The organism is Rhodococcus sp. MPR-R1B, assembly GCF_058793255.1.
This window is the reverse complement of the sequence record NZ_JBXAFO010000005.1, coordinates 67,446-85,247: the sequence shown is the minus strand read 5'-3', so window position 1 is coordinate 85,247 and position 17,802 is coordinate 67,446. Positions and strand designations below refer to the sequence as shown.

The following is a 17,802-nucleotide window of genomic DNA, read 5'->3' as shown; positions in this document are numbered from 1 at the left end:
GCACATCATGCGATCACTCCGCACTCCCCTCGCCCTCCTCGCCGTCGGCGCAGCCCTGTTCGCAACCATCGCCTCGGGCGAGACCGACGAAGCGAAGAAGGTCGACGACAACGGTTCTTCCGCCGCACCTGCGGCCGCCTTCGGAATCGGTGACGTCGTCGAACTGGGCGACTGGCGCGTCCAGGTACACGGCGTCGTCGATCCCTACGTCTCGACCAATCAGTTCATCACCGCTGATCCCGGAAACCGCTACGTCGTGGTCGACACCGAGGTCACCAACAACAGTGACAAGCCGTCGACGGTCTCGTCGATGATGTGCTTCGAACTGCAGGACTCGGCAAACAAGTCGTACAACATCACGTTCACCGACAGCAGCACGTCGAGTGTCGACGGAGAGCTCGCGCCGGGCGCTGCCAAGCGAGGCGAATTGGCGTACGAGGTCCCCGAAGCCGCCACCGGTCTGCGCCTTCAGTTCAAGTGCGATCTGTTCTCGTCCGGCTCGGCAATCATCAACCTGTCGTGAACCGTCCGGGCGATCTGCTGCTGAATCCGTGGGCACTGGTCTCGGTGGCCGTCATCTTGATCAACGACCACGTACTCAAAGGGGCATTCGGGAACACGATGACGGGCAAGCTGTCCGACGTTGCCGGTGTGTTCCTGCTTCCCCTGCTTCTGCTCTCGGTTCTCGAGGTGCTCAGGCGAAGTCTGGTGGGGCGAGCAGCGATCGCCTGGTCCATCGCGGTCACGGGGATCGGCTTCGCCGCCGTGAAGGTGATATCGCCGATCGGCGACGCATACGAGTGGGTGATCGGGTTTCTCCGCCTGACCGCAGGAGGATTCCGCGGAGATCTCTTGCCGATCCTGGTCTATCGCGATCCCTCGGACCTGTGGGTGCTCCCGATCCTGTTCGCGAGCTACCTGGTCGTCACACACCACCGCACTCGGGCGCCGGAGGGGGCGCCCGAGCGCGAGATGATCAGTCCAGGGCCGCATCCAACGTGATGTCTACGCCGGTCAGTGCCTTGCTGACCGGGCAGGTTTCCTTGGCCGCCTGGGCAACCTTGGCAAAACCGTCGGCGTCGAGGCCGTCGACCTCGGCGCGAACGGTGAGCTTGATTCCGGTGAGCTTGAATCCGACCGCGTCGGGGCCGAGTGACACGTCCGCGGTGATGTCGAGGCTCTGCGGGGTCCCGCCGGCCTCGGCGATCAGGGCCGACAACTGCATCGCGTAGCAGGACGAATGCGCCGCGGCGATGAGTTCCTCGGGGCTGGTGGTTCCGCCGGCCTCCTCAGCTGCGCGCTTGGGGAACGACACGTCGAAGGTGGCGACGCCCGAGCTGGTGAGTTCCACCTGTCCCGATCCGGCCTCGAGGGTGCCGTTCCAGGCGGTGCGTGCGGTACGAGTTGGCATTGCTGTCCCTACTTCCGTCTTCACATGATTCGGTGAACGCCTTGCGATCACGAACCTACCCGCGATACGTGAAGTCACACCTACTGTTTCGGACGGGACTACCCGAGGAGCGTCGCGGACAGCAGTTTCTCGACGCGGGCCTGCGCGGAGTTCTCCGAGGAAAAGTGCACGATTCGGCCGATGTCGAAGACCAGTCCGAGCGCCGCGTGGACGAGAAACCGCGCTTGGACGATCGACAACTCCGGACGCGCCTCGACACACAAGTGCGCCCACTCCTCGACGTTCAAACGCTGAATGTTGCGCAACTCGGTCCGTGATCGATCCGGCAAACTGCCGATCTCGGCAAAGTACACGGCCAACAGTTCGCTGGTTCCGAACGAAACCTCGACGTACATCTTCGCCAACGTCTCGACGGCCGCGAGAGGAGTCTCCGACTCAGCCAACGCCGAGCCCAACGTCATAGTCAGACGATCGGACGCACGGTGGAAGGCCGCAGCAAGAAGGTCGGCCTTGCTCGCGAAGTGCCGATACACACTCGACGCGTTGATACCCGCCGCGGCACCGATCTCCTCGATGCTCACGTCGTGGTAGCCGCGCTGATAGAACAGCAACACTGCTTCCTGAAGCAGCACTTCGCGTTTCGACGTCCGTACGAGGCCTGTTTTGCGTTCGGACGCCCCTGCCCTCGCGCCGTCCTCCTCGGCAGCGGGCAATTCGACGCCGATGACGGACCAGCATGCCGCAAGAATCAGCGCTTCGATCTGCTTGGCGGACAACGCGGATCGATGACCGGTGATACTGGCGATCACACTGAGCACGGCGGGCGCGATGAGTTCTACATCCGCCGGGTCGAGTTCCGGACGAACCGCTGCCAGCGGCTCGGCGATCCGAAGATTGAGCGTGCGCATTCCCACCCGCAATTGCTCACGATCCTCGTCGACCAGGTACCTGCCCTCCCATCGGTAGAGCCCTCCCCGGCGCCGATTCTCGATCGTCGCGCGGATGACACCCACCATCGTGGAGTTCAACTGCTCGCGTGGATTTTCGTTTCCGTGCACAGCTGGATCGCTGGCATCCAACAACGCCTGCGTCAGGTTGTTCACGGTGTAGACGAACAGGGCGTATTTCGTGGGGAAATGACGATAGAGGGCCGGACCGGAAATTCCGACCTTCGCTGCGATCTCGTCGATGCCCACCGCGTGGTAGCCACGTTCGCTGAATGCTTCCGCAGCAGCGGCCGCGATTTGCGCCTTCCGATTCTTCGGACGCGTCCGTGGTGCAGGGTCGCCGCCACGCACGGAGACGCGTGTCTGTCCGGGCACCTGACCCTCCACTTCCGTTGCTTTCTCTTGCACTGCCTTCGTCCGCTGCACCGCACTTCCACGGGCGCGAGTCCGAACGGATCATGTTAACCGTCGCGAAGGTCGCAATTCGCGCCCGGTACTGCTTCACCCGAAACCCTACAACGCAGTTGTAGCGGCGGACGGATTCCGGAAAAAGAGTCTTGACACCCGCTCTCTCAGCGGTGTTATGTTAGTGACGATTCGCACAACCTCGCACGTAGTCCGCTGGCGGGCTCGTTCCCTGCGGCGTGAAGTTTTCTTCGCCCGCAAGAGGGTTCGATGCCGAATGACCGACCGTAAGAAAGTAGTTGTGAGCAGATGATTCGCACTCGCTTCACCGAAATGTTCGGCGTTGACCATCCCATCGTGCAAGGGGGCATGATGTGGGTGGGACGGGCAGAACTTGTTGCGGCCACGGCAAATTCCGGCGCCCTCGGGTTCTTGACGGGCCTCACTCAACCCACACCGGAAGACCTCGTCAAGGAAATTGCTCGAACCCGCGATCTCACCGACAAGCCTTTCGGCGTCAATCTCACTATTCTGCCGTCGATCACGCCGCCGCCGTACGCCGAATACCGCCAGGCGATCATCGAATCCGGGATCAAGATCGTCGAAACCGCCGGTTCCAATCCGATCGATCATCTTCCGCATTTCAAGGACGCGGGCGTGAAGGTTATCCACAAGTGCACTGCAGTTCGACATGCGGTCAAAGCCGAGAGACTGGGCGTCGACGCCGTCAGCATCGACGGCTTCGAATGCGCCGGGCACCCAGGCGAGGACGACATACCAGGGCTCATTCTGATTCCGGCGGCCACGCAGCAACTCACGATTCCGGTGATCGCTTCAGGCGGAATCGCAGATTCACGTGGACTCGTCGCGGCGCTTGCGCTCGGAGCAGACGGCGTCAACATGGGAACTCGCTTCATGTGTACCGCGGAATCCCCTGTCGCACAATCGGTTAAAGAGCAGATTGTCGCAAACACCGAACGCGACACCAAGCTGATCTTCCGGACGCTTCACAACACCGCGCGCGTAGCCGCGAATGCGATCAGTGCCGAGGTCGTCGACATCGAAGCACGTGGCGACGCGCAGTTCAGCGACATTCAGCATCTGGTAGCCGGAGCCCGCGGACGCAAGGTCTTCGAGGACGGCGACCTCGATGCAGGCATCTGGTCCGCCGGACAGAGCCAAGGATTGATCAACGACATCCCGACCGTCGCAGACATGATCGACCGCATGGTCTCGGAGGCCGAACACCTCATCACCTCACGGCTTTCCGGATTCGTCACGGCTGTGAGCGCGGCATGACCGCCACCGCCGAGACGGGCTTTCGCTCCGAAATCACCGACGGTGTACTGCGATTGACCTTCGACCGCCCGAAGCGGATGAACGCGATCGATCTGCCCACGATGACTGCTTTCGCAGCTGCCGTCCACGACGGCGGCGCAGACCCGGCCGTTCGCACCATCGTCATCACCGGATCCGGTCGAGCGTTCTGCACCGGAGCCGACCTCGCCGCAGCGGCCGTCAACCCCGCAGACCCGAAAGTCGTCATGGATGCGGCGACTTCGCTGATTCGCGCCATCACCAGCGCCCCGGTCCCGGTGATCGCCGCGGTCAACGGCCCGGCCGCCGGCGTCGGAGTGTCCATCGCTCTAGCCGCGGACCTGACGTACGCCGCATCGAGCGCCTATTTCCTCCTCTCCTTCGTCAACATCGGTCTGATGCCCGACGGCGGCGCCAGTGCGTTGGTACCGGCAGCGATCGGACGCGCCCGAGCGGCCGAGATGGCATTGCTGGGCGAGCGAGTTTCCGCCGAGGACGCAGAGCGGTTCGGGCTCGTGTCCCGCACCGTCGCCGACGACGCGTTCGACGCACTCGTCGACTCCGTCGTCGATCGCACGTCGAAGGCTCCCCGACGCGCCCTCGAACTCACCAAGCGCGCGCTCAATGCGGTGACACTGGACCGCCTCGATGCTGCGCTGGAGCTCGAAAATACCGGTCAGGCAGAACTTCTCACTGGCGAGGACTTCAAAGAAGGCGCGATGGCGATGCTGCAGAAACGCGCGCCCCACTTCAAGTAATCACTGCGAATTTTCGTTAACAAAACCACTGTACGAATCGACGGCTCACTGTAGCCTGAGTCACACAATCACCCACGCATGAGAGGAACCCATCGATGGCCTCCACCGATGCAGTCTCCGAGGCGCAGCGTTCACGCCGCACCAACTGGAACAATCAGATCGCCAGGCATGCGCAGATGATTCCCGATCGCACCGCACTGCGATTCCTGGGCGATTCCATCACCTGGGGCACCCTCGACGCACGCGTCGAGAAGCTGGCGGACGCTCTTGCCCGACGCGGCGTCAGCTTCGGCGACCGCGTGCTCATCCTGATGCTCAACCGCCCCGAATACCTCGAGGTCGTGCTCGCGACCAACGCACTGGGCGCCATCGCTGTTCCGGTGAACTTCCGTCTGACACCACCCGAGGTCGCTTATCTGGTAAACGACTCCGGCTCCAAAGTCATTGTCGCCGAAGGACCGTTGGCTCCGTTGGCCGGAGCTGCACGAGCCGCGTCCGAGGGTATCGACATCTCCATCACCGTAGGCTCCCCCGCCGAGGGTGACAGCCTGAATTACGAGGACTTGATCAGCGAAGAGGGCGAGTCGCACGCGTTCGTCGACATCCCGGACGACACTCCTGCACTCATCATGTACACCTCGGGAACCACCGGTCGCCCCAAGGGCTCGGTGCTCTCCCACTCCAACCTGTCTTCGCAAGCATTGACCTGTATCAGGGCCTTCCACCTGTTCAATGCCGATTCCATCGGCTTCTGCGCGTCGCCCATGTTCCACATCGCAGCCCTCGGTTCCATAGCGCCGAGCCTGCAACTCGGCACGACCACGGTGATCCATCCGGTCGGCGCATTCGACCCGGGTCAACTACTCGACATTCTGGAAGCCGAGAAGGTCACCAGCTTGTTCCTCGTGCCCGTGCAATGGCAGGCCGTGTGCGCCGTACAGAAGGCGCAACCGCGAGCACTGTCGGTGAAGAACATCTCGTGGGGCGCCGCACCGTCGTCCGACACGATCCTGCGGGCAATGGCCGAAACCTTCCCGGACGCATTCAATGTCGCGGTCTTCGGACAGACCGAGATGTCGCCCATCACTTGCGTTCTCGACGGCGAGGATGCGATTCGTAAGCTCGGATCCGTCGGTCGGGTCATCCCGACCATCTCGGCCAGGGTCGTCGACGAGAACATGGACGACGTGGCGCCCGGTGAAATCGGTGAAATCGTCTACCGCGGGCCCACGATGATGAGCGAATACTGGAACAACCCCACCGCCACCGCTGACGCCTTCCACGGTGGATGGTTCCACTCCGGCGATCTCGTTCGAGTCGACGACGAAGGCTTCGTCTACGTCGTGGATCGCAAGAAGGACATGATCATCTCCGGCGGAGAGAACATCTACTGCGCGGAGGTGGAAAACGTCCTCTACGAACACGAATTGATCGTCGAAGCGGCCGTCGTCGGCCGCCCCGACGCCAAATGGGGCGAGGTGCCCGTAGCGATCGTCGCGATGGCGCCAGGTTCAGCCGTGGACCTGACCATCGAGGAGCTGAGCAGCTTCCTCAACGATCGTCTCGCGCGCTACAAGCACCCGAAGGACATCGTCGTCGTGGAAGCACTGCCGCGCAATGCAAGCGGCAAGGTCGTCAAGGGTGAACTGCGAGAGAAGGTTCGAGCGGTCGACGCAGTTTCCTGACTTCACACGCAAACGGGCGGCACCTCCAGCGAGGTGCCGCCCGTTTGTGTGTGCCCGTCAAGCGCTCTGCGAATGCAACTTCCGATGCAGTTCTCGCACCAGCGGAACCAACTCCGGCACCGGGCCTTCGACCGGGACGTTCGGCGCAACCTCGTTGACGGACAGAGACTTCACCGGCGACGGAGCCACACCCCACTCCGCGAGCCAGTCGCCGAGTTGGGCCGAAGAGCAGATGTAGACGATCCGTCCGAGGCCCACCCACGCGTGCGCGGCCGAACACATCGCGCAGTGCTCTCCCGAGGTGAACACCGTTGCCGTCGAACGCTCGTCCGGCGTCAGATACTGGGCCGCCCACCGAGCCAGCTCGAACTCGGGGTGGCGAGTGTTGTCGCCGCCCGCGATCCGGTTTCGATCTTCCGCCAGAAATGTTCCGTCGGCCGCTGCCAGGACGGAACCGAAAGGTTCGTCGCCCGCATCCAATGCTTCCGTTGCCAATTCGACGCAACGACGCAGGTGACCCAGTTCGATGTCGTTCATGTGTACGCCCTCTCCCGTGATACACGAAACGGGCGGCACCGGTGAGGTGCCGCCCGTTCGTTACCCACTCTGCTGTACTACTCTGCTGCGCTTTCGCTTTCGCCGGCCTTGGTCAGCTCGATCGGCGGTGCGTCCGGCACGTCGATCGGCTTCTTGGTAGGCGTGAACGTGAACTTCGCGTCCTCGCCCGAGCCTTCGCCGTCCCAGTTCTCGACGTCGACGAGCACGATGTGGCCGGGTCCGATCTCTCCGAAGAGGATCTTCTCGGACATCTGGTCCTCGATCTCGCGCTGGATGGTGCGACGCAGCGGTCGTGCACCCAGTACCGGATCGAATCCGCGCTTGGCCAGAAGCGACTTGGCCTTGTCGGTGACCTCCATGGCCATGTCCTTGTTCTTGAGTGCCGCCTCGACGCGAGCGAGCATCAGGTCGACCATCTGAACGATCTGCTCGTTCGTGAGCTGATGGAAGACGACGATGTCGTCGATACGGTTCAAGAACTCGGGACGGAAGTGCTTCTTCAGCTCGTCGTGAACCTTGAGCTTCATGCGCTCGTAGTTCGACTCCGTGCCCGTTCCCGAGCTGAAGCCCAGGCCGACTGCCTTGGAGATGTCAGACGTACCGAGGTTGGACGTGAAGATCAGCACCGTGTTCTTGAAGTCGACGGTACGTCCCTGACCGTCGGTGAGACGGCCGTCCTCGAGCACCTGCAGGAGGGTGTTGTAGATCTCCTGGTGTGCCTTCTCGATCTCGTCGAACAGCACGACGCTGAACGGCTTGCGGCGCACCTTCTCGGTGAGCTGGCCACCCTCTTCGTATCCGACGTACCCGGGAGGGGCACCGAACAGACGCGAAGCGGTGAAGCGGTCGTGGAACTCGCCCATGTCGATCTGGATCAAGGCATCGTCGTCGCCGAACAGGAAGTTGGCGAGCGACTTCGCGAGCTCCGTCTTACCGACACCGGACGGGCCGGCGAAGATGAACGAGCCCGAGGGACGCTTGGGATCCTTCAGACCTGCACGCGTACGACGGATCGCCTTCGAGACGGACTTGACCGCCTCTTCCTGGCCGATGATCCGCTTGTGCAGTTCCTCTTCCATGCGGAGCAGACGAGTGGTCTCCTCCTCGGTGAGCTTGAAGACGGGGATACCGGTCCAGTTGCCCAGAACCTCGGCGATCTGCTCGTCGTCGACCTCGGCAATGACGTCCAGGTCGCCCGCACGCCACTGCTTCTCACGCTCAGCGCGCTGAGCAACGAGGGTCTTCTCCTTGTCACGCAGGTTCGCAGCCTTCTCGAAGTCCTGCGCGTCGATCGCGGACTCCTTCTCGCGACGCGCGTCGGCGATGCGATCGTCGAATTCGCGCAGGTCCGGCGGTGCAGTCATCCGACGGATGCGCATTCGCGCGCCCGCCTCGTCGATGAGGTCGATCGCCTTGTCCGGCAAGAAACGGTCGTTGATGTAGCGGTCGGCCAGCGTCGCCGCTGCCACGAGAGCACCGTCCGTGATGGAGACACGGTGGTGAGCCTCGTAGCGGTCACGAAGACCCTTGAGGATCTCGATGGTGTGCTCGACGGTCGGCTCGCCCACCTGAACGGGCTGGAAACGACGCTCGAGAGCAGCATCCTTCTCGATGTACTTGCGGTACTCGTCGAGCGTGGTGGCACCGATGGTCTGCAGCTCACCGCGAGCAAGCTTGGGCTTGAGGATGGAGGCCGCGTCGATAGCGCCTTCGGCCGCGCCCGCACCCACGAGGGTGTGCAGCTCGTCGATGAACAGGATGATGTCGCCGCGGGTGTTGATCTCCTTGAGAACCTTCTTCAGGCGCTCTTCGAAGTCACCGCGGTAACGGCTGCCGGCCACGAGCGACCCGAGGTCGAGCGTGTACAGCTGCTTGTCCTTGAGGGTCTCGGGGACCTCACCGTTGACGATTGCCTGAGCCAGGCCCTCGACCACAGCGGTCTTACCGACACCGGGTTCACCGATGAGAACCGGGTTGTTCTTGGTACGACGCGAGAGAACCTGCATGACACGCTCGATTTCCTTCGAGCGGCCGATGACCGGGTCCAGCTTGCCTTCGAGGGCAGCTTGCGTCAGGTTGCGACCGAACTGGTCGAGCACGAGCGAGGTGGACGGCGTGCCGGCCTCTCCGCGGGTGCCACCGGTTTCGGTGGGCTCTTTGCCCTGGTAGCCCGACAGCAGCTGGATGACCTGCTGGCGGACGCGGTTGAGATCGGCACCGAGCTTGACCAGAACCTGGGCTGCTACGCCCTCACCCTCACGGATGAGACCGAGCAGGATGTGCTCCGTACCGATGTAGTTGTGTCCGAGCTGCAGCGCTTCGCGCAGACTCAGCTCGAGGACTTTCTTGGCGCGCGGTGTGAAGGGGATGTGACCGGACGGAGCCTGCTGGCCCTGGCCGATGATCTCCTCGACCTGGCTGCGGACTCCCTCGAGGGAGATACCCAACGACTCCAACGACTTGGCTGCGACACCTTCGCCCTCGTGAATGAGGCCGAGAAGGATGTGCTCCGTGCCGATGTAGTTGTGGTTGAGCATCCTGGCTTCTTCTTGAGCCAGGACAACAACGCGCCGCGCGCGATCGGTGAACCTCTCGAACATCGCTCTCCCTCACACTCTCCGGCGGGCAGGTTCGAGACCGGATGTCTCGTCCCTGGTCGCCGCGTTTCGCTCCGGCACTACAGACTGATCGCCTCGCCGGTCAGCGGACTGACGTCCACGAATCGACAAAGGTTGCACGACCCCACTTATTACTCTAGAGGGCGCGAAGTCCACCTGCTGCTCCTCCACCCGATTGGCGGCGGAAGCCGGACTGCTTACCGTTCACAACGTCGCAGCTGAGGGAATCGTTTCCCGGTTCCTGTACGCCTGAAGCGAACAGCGATTTTCGACGCCTGATCAGCCGAATATCGGGAGTACCCGAGCGCACGGCACCTCACGCGGATTCGACGGATCCAGCGCGTTGAGCGTCAGAGTCGCCGTTCGCTGCGACGCCACCAGCGCGATGTGATCCGACAGGTCCTGCTCGCAACCGTCCTGAACAACTATGTTCGACGCGTTCGACGCGGCCAGTATTCCGCTGCTGTACGGAACGACCACTTGATCGAACCGAGTCACGATGTTGGTGTACTCGACGTCATCGGAGTAGACGCCCGCGTCGCGCAGTTCGGTGACGAAGCTGGCGTTGTCGAAATCCGGTCCCCCGACGCCTTCCGGCGGGCCGACCTCCGAGCCGTCCCACAACGGAGCGATGGAGACGATCTTGGAAACGTGCGTGTCACCGCCGAGGAACTTGGCGTAGTAGGCACTGACCGTCGTCCCCTGGGAGTGCCCGATCAGGTCGACCTTCGAGGCACCCGTCGCAGAGAGAACGTCGTCGACGAAGTCCGACAGCTGCCCTGCGCTGTCTCCGAGTGGTGCGAGACCGCCGGCTGCGGAAATCGGCCACGGCTGGTCCGTTCGATTCCCGAAGGTGAGCGCGAAAACGCAGTATCCCTCGTTGGCCAGTACGGGTGCGAGTACACCCCAATTGGTCTGACGGTTGGCCGCCGTCCCGTGCACCAGGACGACCGGATCAGGATGAGCAGCGGAAGGCGTGCACGAGAAGTCGTTGGTGCCAGGGGCCGATCCGCCCGGGTTGGTCGCTTCGAGGGCGATTCCACTGAGGAAACCGGACGGGACGGGAAGAGGTTCGTTCGCCGACGCAAGAGACGGCGCGGACACTGCCACGGCTCCCGCCACAGCGAGAGCGCCCACGCATGTTCGAATCCCCACCGAAGGCCTCCGCATAGTGATCAACCCACGACGGGCAATACCGAGTTGCAAGGTACCGGCCTCTGATGCGCGGGGTCGAGTGCATTGAGAGCAAAAGTCGCGGCGCGCAGCGATGCCGCGATGGCGAGGTGATCGGAGATGTCTTGCTCACAACCGTCCTGGACGACGATGTTGGTGGCGTTCGGCCCAGGCTCCAGCCCATTTGTATACGGCAGCACCAGTTCGTCGTAGCGGGTCGTGATGTTCGTGTAGTGAACACCCGGCGCGTAAACGCCTCCCGCACGGAGATTTTCGATGAACTCCGAACCTGCCCCCATGTTCAGACATGCCTTGCAGATCGGGAATCCGGCCTGCGCTGCCTCGGATACCCCGAGTTCGCGAAGGCTGCGGCCGACACTTGCCTGCTCGTTTCCGAGCGTTCCCTTCCACAGCGACGCCACCGAGACGATGTTGTCCACTTTGTCGGCACCACCGAGGAACTTCGCGTAGTACCCGTTGATGATGGTGCCCTGGGAATGTCCGATCAGATCTACCGATGTAGCACCCGTGGCATCAAGTACTTGATCGACGAAATTCGACAATTGTGCTGCGCTGGAAGGAATTTCCTGCATTCCACCGATCGCCGACAACGGCCACGGTTGCTCGGGGAAGTTGCCGTACGTCAGCGCGAAGACGCAGTAGCCCTCGTTGGCGAGCAACGGCGCATAGGTGGCCCAGTTGGTCTGCCTGTTTCCACCCGTTCCGTGAACGAGCACAACCGGATTGGGATGTTCGGCAGTCGGTTTACACGAAAAGTCATTGGATCCAGGAGCTGAACCGCCAGGATTTCCCAACTCCTGAGGAACACCGGCAAGGAAGGCATTGGGCACGGGCAACGGAGCCTGAGCCGAAGCCACGGAGGTGAACCCGACGAGCATCAGAGCGGCAAGAACCACGCCCCCGAACAACCTGTTTCTGTGCACGACCGACTCCTCTACGAGAGATGCGAACCGTGCAGACGCTAACAAACTAGAACGCGTTATCAATCCGTTTCGGCAAAATGCGCCCGAATCCATTCGCGATCCATTTCAGACGGCCTTTTCGTAGGCTCGGCGCACCTCGGTGGAAATACGACCGCGGGCCGAAATCTCGAAGCCGGCACCCTTGGCCCATTCGCGGATGGCGGCACTCTGATCGCGGTCGGCAACTGGGCGAGACTTGGCCACCGATCCGTTGGCCGATTTTGCGGAATTCGACTTTCTCGCATGGGGAATCCACTTTTTCAATGCATCGCGCAGTTCCGCGGCGTGGGCGGCGGTGAGATCGATTTCGTAAGCAACTCCGTCGACGGAAAACTCCACAGTTTCGTCCGCGGGTGATTTTTTGTCCAGATCGTCAACCATCGTGACAACAACCTTTTTCACCACGACCATTCCTCCCCAGATCCTTCGATAAGCAGCGACAATAGCACCTGGACAAACGTCCTGTCTCGGCTCGTCAGGATGATTGGGACTTCTCGCCACCGGGTATGCCGGTCGACTTGTCTTGCGACAAGGACAGTGCCGATACACTCCTCGCGACGCATCGGGGGATGCATCCAGACGGGGGAATCATGACAGACGACGGCTCGAGAAAAGACCTCTACCGAGCGCAATCTTCGCCTCCAAGAACGGCACTCTCGCCAGTATCGCTTACGGCGGACCCACGAATTTCACCATCTCCGGACGCCCTTCGATCCGGTACGCCGCAACCGTCACAAATATCCCGGCGGACAACGAATGCTATCCGCCCTCAGCACAATTCGATGTCGTCACCACACCCGGATACTCCACAGCCGAGGTCATGGTCTTCCTTGTCCAGTCGGATCAGGGACTACCTGACGCACTCAACCAGGGCACGATCGACCAAATCATCGCAACAATTCGAAAGTCCGAAACTCGGGCGACCGCGCATGGATGAATCCTTTGTCGCAGGCGAATGTCGTTGGGAACTATCGAATACCTTGGGAGCGCCCCAACTGAAAAAGGTTCGGCCGCAACATGTGCGGCCGAACCTTGATCGAAGTAAAGCTAGCGAGCGGACGGACGAACGATCGGGAAGAGGATCGTCTCGCGAATACCGAGACCAGTCAAAGCCATCAGCAGTCGATCGATTCCCATGCCGGTGCCGGTGGTCGGCGGCATGCCCTGTTCCATCGCGGCGAGGAACTCCTCGTCCAGCACCATCGCTTCGTCGTCGCCTGCCGACGCGAGGCGCGCCTGGTCGACAAAGCGCTCACGCTGGATGACCGGGTCGACCAGTTCGGAGTAGCCGGTCGCCAATTCGAATCCGCGGATGTAGAGGTCCCACTTCTCGGTGACACCCTTCTTGCTGCGGTGATCACGGGTCAGGGGCGACGTCTCGACCGGGAAGTCACGGACGAACGTCGGCACGTACAGCTGATCGCCGCACTGGTGTTCCCACAACTCCTCGACGAGCTTGCCGTGGCCGTAGCCCTTGTCCTTGGGAACCTCGAGGCCGACCTTCTCCGCCAGAGCGAGAAGCTCGTCGACCGTTGTATCCGGCGTGACCTCGGTGCCGATGGCAGCCGACAGCGACGGGTACATCTCGAGAACCTGCCACTCGCCACTGACGTCGTACTCGGAACCGTCGGCGAGGGTGAGGACCTGCGTGCCGAATGCTTCCTGCGCAACTTCCTGGACGAGTTCACGAATCATCTTCGCGGAATCGTCGTACGTGCCGTAGGCCTCGTACGTCTCGAGCATCGCGAACTCGGGCGAGTGAGTGGAGTCGACGCCCTCGTTGCGGAAGTTGCGGTTGATCTCGAAGACCTTCTCGATACCGCCGACGACGCAACGCTTGAGGAACAGTTCCGGCGCGATACGCAGGTACAGGTCGATGTCGAGGGCGTTCGAGTGCGTGACGAACGGGCGAGCTGCCGCGCCGCCGTGCAGCGTCTGCAGCATCGGCGTCTCGACCTCGAGGAAGCCGCGGCTCTCGAGTGCATTGCGCAGCGCACGGACAACTGCGACGCGCTTGCGGGCGTTGTCCCGAGCCTCGGGGCGAACGATCAGATCCGCGTAGCGCTGACGCACCCGGGACTCTTCGCTCATTTCCTTGTGAGCAACCGGCAGGGGGCGCAGCGACTTGGACGCGATCTGCCACGCGTCGGCCATCACGCTGAGCTCGCCGCGACGGGAGCTGATGACCTCACCGTGGATGAAGACGAAGTCGCCGAGGTCGACGTCGGACTTCCAGGCAGCCAGTGCCTCTTCGCCGACGCCGGCGAGGCTGATCATGGCCTGCAGCTGGGTACCGTCGCCTTCCTGCAGAGTCGCGAAGCACAGCTTGCCGGTGTTGCGCATGAAGATGACGCGGCCGACGACGCCGACCAGCACGCCAGTCGCCGTGTCCGGCTCGAGTTCCGGGTACTCCGCGCGGATCTGCGCGAGCGTGTGGGTGCGATCGACCGAAACCGGGTACGCCTCCTGCCCCTGCGCGAGGATCCGTTCACGCTTCTCGCGCCGGATACGGAGCTGCTCGGGGGTGTCGTCGACTGGCTGGGCTTCTACATCACTCACGGGGTACAAGACTACTGGGCCGTGTCCACCGCGTTTGTTGCTGGTAGCACCGCGGCCACCGCGAGCACGATTCCCGACAGCAGGTACAGCCCGACCCGAACGTGATTCCACATAGTCCAACCCGCCTCGTACGACGCCCATGCGGCCGCGTCGGTAGTGCTGACCGAGGCAAACGCGTCGTTGCGAGGGACGTGGTAGATCGCGGTCACCGCGAAGGACGCGAGCACCCCGACGCAACCGACGACAGCAAGGACCCAGCCGTCCGGTCTGGAGATCGATGCCCAGATTCCAGCGGCGATCGCGGTGAGCGCCGATCCGACCAGCGGAAGCATCAACGCACTACGCGGCGCTTCGACGTTGATCGCCTGCATCGACGTGATCGCGGTATGTGCATCCACCGACCGCAGGGCGGGCATCACGAAGGAAGAGAAGGCAAACAACGCACCACCGGCAACGAGCGCGCCGAGCGCAGTCACCCCGAGCAACAGCTCCAAGAAGATCTCGGACTTCTTCACGACCAGACCCCCGTTCGGGCAGCCTCGCCGGCAAAAGTGGTGAAATCTCGAGCGGGTCGTTCCAGGACCGCTTCGACGACGCCGGTCACACTTTGATTTCGTCCGTCGAGAACCTCGGCAAACAGGTACATGAGTAACTCCACGACGTCACTCGGGACGCCGACCTCCGCCATGCCGTCGGAAAACTGTTTGAGTCCAATTCTTTCGAATGTCACGAGACGACCCGACGCCGTCGAAATCGCATCCACCGCCGCCGCGAAGGTGAGCAACTCCGGACCTGTCACCTCGAGAACTCGGCCGAGGAGGTCGGTTCGAGTCAATGCGGCCACCGCCACGTCGGCGAGATCGTCGACGTCGATGAACGGCTCCCCCACCTCACCGACCGGAAGTGCCAGGTGGCCTTCCCGAATCGGATCGAGTAGGTACCCCTCACTGAAGTTCTGGGCAAACCAACTGGCCCGCACCACAGCCCATTCCAGACCGCTGTCGGCGAGAACCTGCTCGGCTTTCTGCGCCGCCGGTTCACCGCGCCCGGACAAGAGCACCATGCGACGAACCCCTTCGCGGTACGCAAGCTCCGCGAACTCCTCGATGTGGGTGCTCGATTCCGGAACAGCCAGATCTGGCGCATACGTCACATATGCCACGTCGACGCCGGACACTGCTGGCTGCCACGTCGCCTGATCGTTCCAGTCGAAACGCGTCCCGGATGTTCTCGACGCGATTCGGGTACGGATTCCCACCGCCGTCAGCCTCTGCGCAACGCGCGCACCGGTCTTACCGGTACCACCGATCACTACTGCCGATTGAATGTCGCTTGTTGTCGTCATGCACTCATTCGACCGCGGAGCACCAATACGATCCATAGCCGAAGGTCGCAGAAACATACGCCAGCGTCTACGGTCGAAGCATGGATGCATTGTCGATGATGCTGGCGGGATCGCGGGCGGAGGGCGCTTTTCTACTGCGCTCGCTGCTCGATCCACCGTGGTCACTACGTATCGAGGACCACGCACCGATCACCGTGCTGGTTCTGGTTCGAGGCAGCGCGGTCGTCGTCTCCGACACCGGCCAGACAGAAGAACTCGAGGCCGGCGACGTTGCACTGTTGCGCGGCCCCGATCCGTATACGGTCGCCGATCACCCGGACACACCAGTCCACGTACTGATCGACGAGGCACAGAATTGCGCTGCGGTCGACGGCACAGCACTCGAGGACATGTCGGTTCTCGGCGTTCGCACCTGGGGCAACTCGACCAGTGGTCAGACCGTCATGCTCACGGGCACATACCGTTTGGACTCCTATGTCAGCCGTCAGATCCTCGACAGCCTGATACCCGTCGCGGTAGTCCGTCGCAGCATGGAAACCACGCCGATGACGACGCTTCTGGAACAACAAATCGCCGCGGACGGGCCAGGGCAGGAAGTGTTGTTGGACAGGCTCCTCGACCTGGTTCTGATCTCGGCGGTCCGTACGTGGTTCGCGGCGAACCCGGATCGATCGCCGCGTTGGATCAAGGCCTACGAGGATCCCGTCATCGGGCATGCCTTGCGGCTCATACACAATCGGCCGGAGCACCCCTGGACGGTCGCGGCTTTGGCCCAGGAGTCCGGCTGTTCGCGAGCGGCCTTCGCGCGCAGGTTCACCAGCCTCATGGGGATCGGACCGGTTGGCTATCTGACCGAGTGGCGCTTGTCGGTGGCGGCGGATCTGCTCGCAGACCCGGCACGAACGGTGTCGTCGATCGCGCGAGAAGTGGGTTACTCGAGCCCCTTTGCCCTCACAACCGCGTTCACCCGTCATCACGGAATGAGCCCGAAGATGTACCGCCAGACCCGCTGTGCGCCTTTATTAACCGCCCGCGGTTAATAAAGGCGCACAGCAAATACCTCAATGAGCTGACACAGCCGCCAACTCGCGGGAGCAATGACGAACTCCGCTGAGCGCACCGAGCAGGCCGGCGGCCTTGATCGCCTGGTACCCGCCCACGAGATCGGTGGCCTTGTGCAGACCCAACTGCTGCAACGACGCTGCGGCCAGGCTCGAGGTGTAACCCTCGGAGCAGACGATCACCCACTCGACGTCGTGGTCGGTGGCCAACGCGAGGTGTGCGCTGCTGGTGGGGTCGAGGCGCCATTCGAGCACGTTCCGCTCGATCGCGAGTGCGCCGGGAAGAGTTCCCTCGATGGCGCGCTGCGCCTGCGGGCGAATGTCGACGAAGATCGCGCCGCGGTGGAAGGCTTCGGTGAGCTGGAAGACGTACATACGATCGATCTGTGCGCGAGCGTCGTCGAGCATTTGGTCGATGGTCATTTGGTGCCCCCCTCGGGCAGGTCGGTCAGCTCGGTACGGGTGCGGCGAAGTGTCCGGTGATCCGTCACTTCGTAGAAGGACATTGCCGTCAGCGGCGGCGAGTACGCGTGAACGCTCAGAGTCGGTGCATCAGAGCTGATTTCGATCGGAGCACCGGGAGCATCCGTCGAACGCACGACATCGTGAACCCAGCCGAGCGGGAACGAAGCCTGGTCGCCGGCGTCGAGCTGGCGTTCCACCAGGGCGTCACCGGCCCAACGGAATTCGGTGAGCGAACCACTGAGGACGGTCAAGGCGCCGAACGAGCCTGCGTGGTCGTGCAATTCGGTGTTGCGTTCGGGTACCCAACTGATGAGCCACACATCGACGTCGTCGTCCGCGTGCAAGCGGGTGGACCAACGGTCGAGCGTCGGGAAGGTGTCGGGGATGAGGTGGTCGAAACGGCCGTCGAGCACGCCGTTTGCTCCCTCGTCGGTCAGACGCAGCAGATCGGCCGGGCGAAGGCGGGTAGGCAACGACGCACCACTCGGACGGCGTCCGGACGCCCCACGATTAGCGC

19 protein-coding genes are annotated in these 17,802 nt (G+C 62.6%); 7 read left to right on the top strand and 12 right to left on the bottom strand.

What is annotated here, in order from left to right; all coding sequences use genetic code 11:
• Positions 1-7: 7 nt before the first annotated feature.
• Both AC1Q61_RS09390 and AC1Q61_RS09385 read left to right on the top strand, forming a co-directional pair.
• Positions 8-523: a DUF4352 domain-containing protein gene (locus AC1Q61_RS09390; protein ID WP_042923591.1), complete on the top strand. Its 516-nt coding sequence runs from the start codon at positions 8-10 to the stop codon at positions 521-523.
• Positions 520-1,002: a hypothetical protein gene (locus tag AC1Q61_RS09385; RefSeq protein WP_042923589.1), complete on the top strand. Its 483-nt coding sequence runs from the start codon at positions 520-522 to the stop codon at positions 1,000-1,002. The genes AC1Q61_RS09390 and AC1Q61_RS09385 overlap by 4 nt, the downstream gene beginning before the upstream one ends.
• Here the strand turns inward: AC1Q61_RS09385 and AC1Q61_RS09380 are convergent.
• Together AC1Q61_RS09380 and AC1Q61_RS09375 are read right to left on the bottom strand one after the other, a co-directional pair.
• Entirely contained in the window at positions 977-1,411 is a 435-nt protein-coding gene (locus AC1Q61_RS09380; protein WP_042923588.1) for an OsmC family protein, read from the bottom strand. The two genes, AC1Q61_RS09385 and AC1Q61_RS09380, sit on opposite strands and share 26 nt — an antisense overlap.
• A gap of 98 nt (positions 1,412-1,509) precedes the next feature.
• A complete protein-coding gene (locus AC1Q61_RS09375) occupies positions 1,510-2,733 on the bottom strand; it encodes a TetR/AcrR family transcriptional regulator (RefSeq protein WP_042923747.1) in 1,224 nt (407 codons plus the stop codon).
• A gap of 339 nt (positions 2,734-3,072) precedes the next feature.
• On the opposite strand from AC1Q61_RS09375, the gene AC1Q61_RS09370 reads away from it, so the two are divergent.
• From AC1Q61_RS09370 to fadD5, 3 genes are all read left to right on the top strand, one after another.
• The gene (locus tag AC1Q61_RS09370) at positions 3,073-4,062 is read left to right on the top strand and encodes an NAD(P)H-dependent flavin oxidoreductase (protein WP_064075123.1); all 990 of its coding nucleotides are present in this window, start codon (positions 3,073-3,075) and stop codon (positions 4,060-4,062) included.
• Positions 4,059-4,838, top strand: a complete 780-nt coding sequence (locus AC1Q61_RS09365) for an enoyl-CoA hydratase (protein WP_075832067.1) — start codon at positions 4,059-4,061, stop codon at positions 4,836-4,838. Before AC1Q61_RS09370 ends, AC1Q61_RS09365 begins: the two co-directional genes overlap by 4 nt.
• A 95-nt stretch (positions 4,839-4,933) precedes the next feature.
• Positions 4,934-6,523, top strand: coding sequence for a fatty-acid--CoA ligase FadD5 (gene fadD5, locus AC1Q61_RS09360; RefSeq protein WP_042923580.1), 1,590 nt, complete (start codon positions 4,934-4,936; stop codon positions 6,521-6,523).
• Between the two features lie 57 nt (positions 6,524-6,580).
• On the opposite strand, the gene AC1Q61_RS09355 is transcribed toward fadD5, so the two are convergent.
• The 5 genes from AC1Q61_RS09355 to AC1Q61_RS09335 form a co-directional block, all read right to left on the bottom strand.
• A complete protein-coding gene (locus tag AC1Q61_RS09355) occupies positions 6,581-7,060 on the bottom strand; it encodes a nucleoside deaminase (protein WP_042923578.1) in 480 nt (159 codons plus the stop codon).
• Positions 7,061-7,137: 77 nt separating this feature from the next.
• Positions 7,138-9,681 (bottom strand): ATP-dependent Clp protease ATP-binding subunit, encoded by a 2,544-nt coding sequence (locus AC1Q61_RS09350; protein ID WP_003945604.1) that lies wholly within the window; start codon positions 9,679-9,681, stop codon positions 7,138-7,140.
• Between the two features lie 297 nt (positions 9,682-9,978).
• Entirely contained in the window at positions 9,979-10,836 is an 858-nt protein-coding gene (locus AC1Q61_RS09345) for an esterase/lipase family protein (protein WP_007726967.1), read from the bottom strand.
• Between the two features lie 38 nt (positions 10,837-10,874).
• Positions 10,875-11,771, bottom strand: coding sequence for an esterase/lipase family protein (locus AC1Q61_RS09340; protein WP_047269726.1), 897 nt, complete (start codon positions 11,769-11,771; stop codon positions 10,875-10,877).
• A 150-nt stretch (positions 11,772-11,921) separates the two neighbouring features.
• Positions 11,922-12,260 carry a histone-like nucleoid-structuring protein Lsr2 gene (locus tag AC1Q61_RS09335; RefSeq protein ID WP_042923743.1) on the bottom strand — a complete coding sequence of 113 codons (339 nt, stop codon included), beginning with the start codon at positions 12,258-12,260 and terminating at the stop codon, positions 11,922-11,924.
• A gap of 79 nt (positions 12,261-12,339) precedes the next feature.
• Between AC1Q61_RS09335 and AC1Q61_RS09330 the strand changes: the two genes are divergently transcribed.
• Positions 12,340-12,792, top strand: coding sequence for a DUF8017 domain-containing protein (locus AC1Q61_RS09330; RefSeq protein WP_042923573.1), 453 nt, complete (start codon positions 12,340-12,342; stop codon positions 12,790-12,792).
• Positions 12,793-12,902: 110 nt separating this feature from the next.
• Here the strand turns inward: AC1Q61_RS09330 and lysS are convergent, their stop codons facing one another.
• Genes lysS through AC1Q61_RS09315 form a run of 3 tightly spaced genes read right to left on the bottom strand, consistent with a single transcriptional unit; the run spans position 12,903 to position 15,759 of the window.
• On the bottom strand, positions 12,903-14,414 hold the full coding sequence (gene lysS / locus AC1Q61_RS09325) for a lysine--tRNA ligase (RefSeq protein WP_003945834.1): 1,512 nt from the start codon (positions 14,412-14,414) through the stop codon (positions 12,903-12,905).
• An 11-nt stretch (positions 14,415-14,425) separates the two neighbouring features.
• A complete protein-coding gene (locus AC1Q61_RS09320) occupies positions 14,426-14,929 on the bottom strand; it encodes an anthrone oxygenase family protein (protein WP_007726982.1) in 504 nt (167 codons plus the stop codon).
• A complete protein-coding gene (locus AC1Q61_RS09315) occupies positions 14,926-15,759 on the bottom strand; it encodes an NAD(P)H-binding protein (protein WP_042923570.1) in 834 nt (277 codons plus the stop codon). The genes AC1Q61_RS09320 and AC1Q61_RS09315 overlap by 4 nt, the downstream gene beginning before the upstream one ends.
• 80 nt (positions 15,760-15,839) lie before the next feature.
• Between AC1Q61_RS09315 and AC1Q61_RS09310 the strand changes: the two genes are divergently transcribed.
• Complete coding sequence (locus AC1Q61_RS09310) at positions 15,840-16,799, top strand: AraC family transcriptional regulator (RefSeq protein WP_042923567.1); 960 nt, start codon at positions 15,840-15,842, stop codon at positions 16,797-16,799.
• 21 nt (positions 16,800-16,820) lie between these two features.
• Here AC1Q61_RS09310 and AC1Q61_RS09305 read toward each other — a convergent pair whose 3' ends face one another.
• Positions 16,821-17,243 carry a rhodanese-like domain-containing protein gene (locus AC1Q61_RS09305; protein ID WP_003945445.1) on the bottom strand — a complete coding sequence of 141 codons (423 nt, stop codon included), beginning with the start codon at positions 17,241-17,243 and terminating at the stop codon, positions 16,821-16,823.
• Positions 17,240-17,758, bottom strand: coding sequence for a cysteine dioxygenase (locus AC1Q61_RS09300; protein ID WP_007726989.1), 519 nt, complete (start codon positions 17,756-17,758; stop codon positions 17,240-17,242). The genes AC1Q61_RS09305 and AC1Q61_RS09300 overlap by 4 nt, the downstream gene beginning before the upstream one ends.
• Between the last annotated feature and the right edge of the window lie 44 nt (positions 17,759-17,802).

Excerpts from the sequence above, each read along its gene's own strand:
- AC1Q61_RS09390 (WP_042923591.1), top strand. The coding sequence starts at position 8 with ATGCGATCACTCCGCACTCCCCTCGCCCTCCTCGCCGTCGGCGCAGCC.
- AC1Q61_RS09380 (WP_042923588.1), bottom strand. The coding sequence starts at position 1,411 with ATGCCAACTCGTACCGCACGCACCGCCTGGAACGGCACCCTCGAGGCC.
- AC1Q61_RS09370 (WP_064075123.1), top strand. The coding sequence starts at position 3,073 with ATGATTCGCACTCGCTTCACCGAAATGTTCGGCGTTGACCATCCCATC.
- AC1Q61_RS09365 (WP_075832067.1), top strand. The coding sequence starts at position 4,059 with ATGACCGCCACCGCCGAGACGGGCTTTCGCTCCGAAATCACCGACGGT.
- fadD5 (WP_042923580.1), top strand. The coding sequence starts at position 4,934 with ATGGCCTCCACCGATGCAGTCTCCGAGGCGCAGCGTTCACGCCGCACC.
- AC1Q61_RS09355 (WP_042923578.1), bottom strand. The coding sequence starts at position 7,060 with ATGAACGACATCGAACTGGGTCACCTGCGTCGTTGCGTCGAATTGGCA.
- AC1Q61_RS09350 (WP_003945604.1), bottom strand. The coding sequence starts at position 9,681 with ATGTTCGAGAGGTTCACCGATCGCGCGCGGCGCGTTGTTGTCCTGGCT.
- AC1Q61_RS09340 (WP_047269726.1), bottom strand. The coding sequence starts at position 11,771 with ATGCTCGTCGGGTTCACCTCCGTGGCTTCGGCTCAGGCTCCGTTGCCC.
- AC1Q61_RS09315 (WP_042923570.1), bottom strand. The coding sequence starts at position 15,759 with ATGACGACAACAAGCGACATTCAATCGGCAGTAGTGATCGGTGGTACC.
- AC1Q61_RS09310 (WP_042923567.1), top strand. The coding sequence starts at position 15,840 with ATGGATGCATTGTCGATGATGCTGGCGGGATCGCGGGCGGAGGGCGCT.
- AC1Q61_RS09305 (WP_003945445.1), bottom strand. The coding sequence starts at position 17,243 with ATGACCATCGACCAAATGCTCGACGACGCTCGCGCACAGATCGATCGT.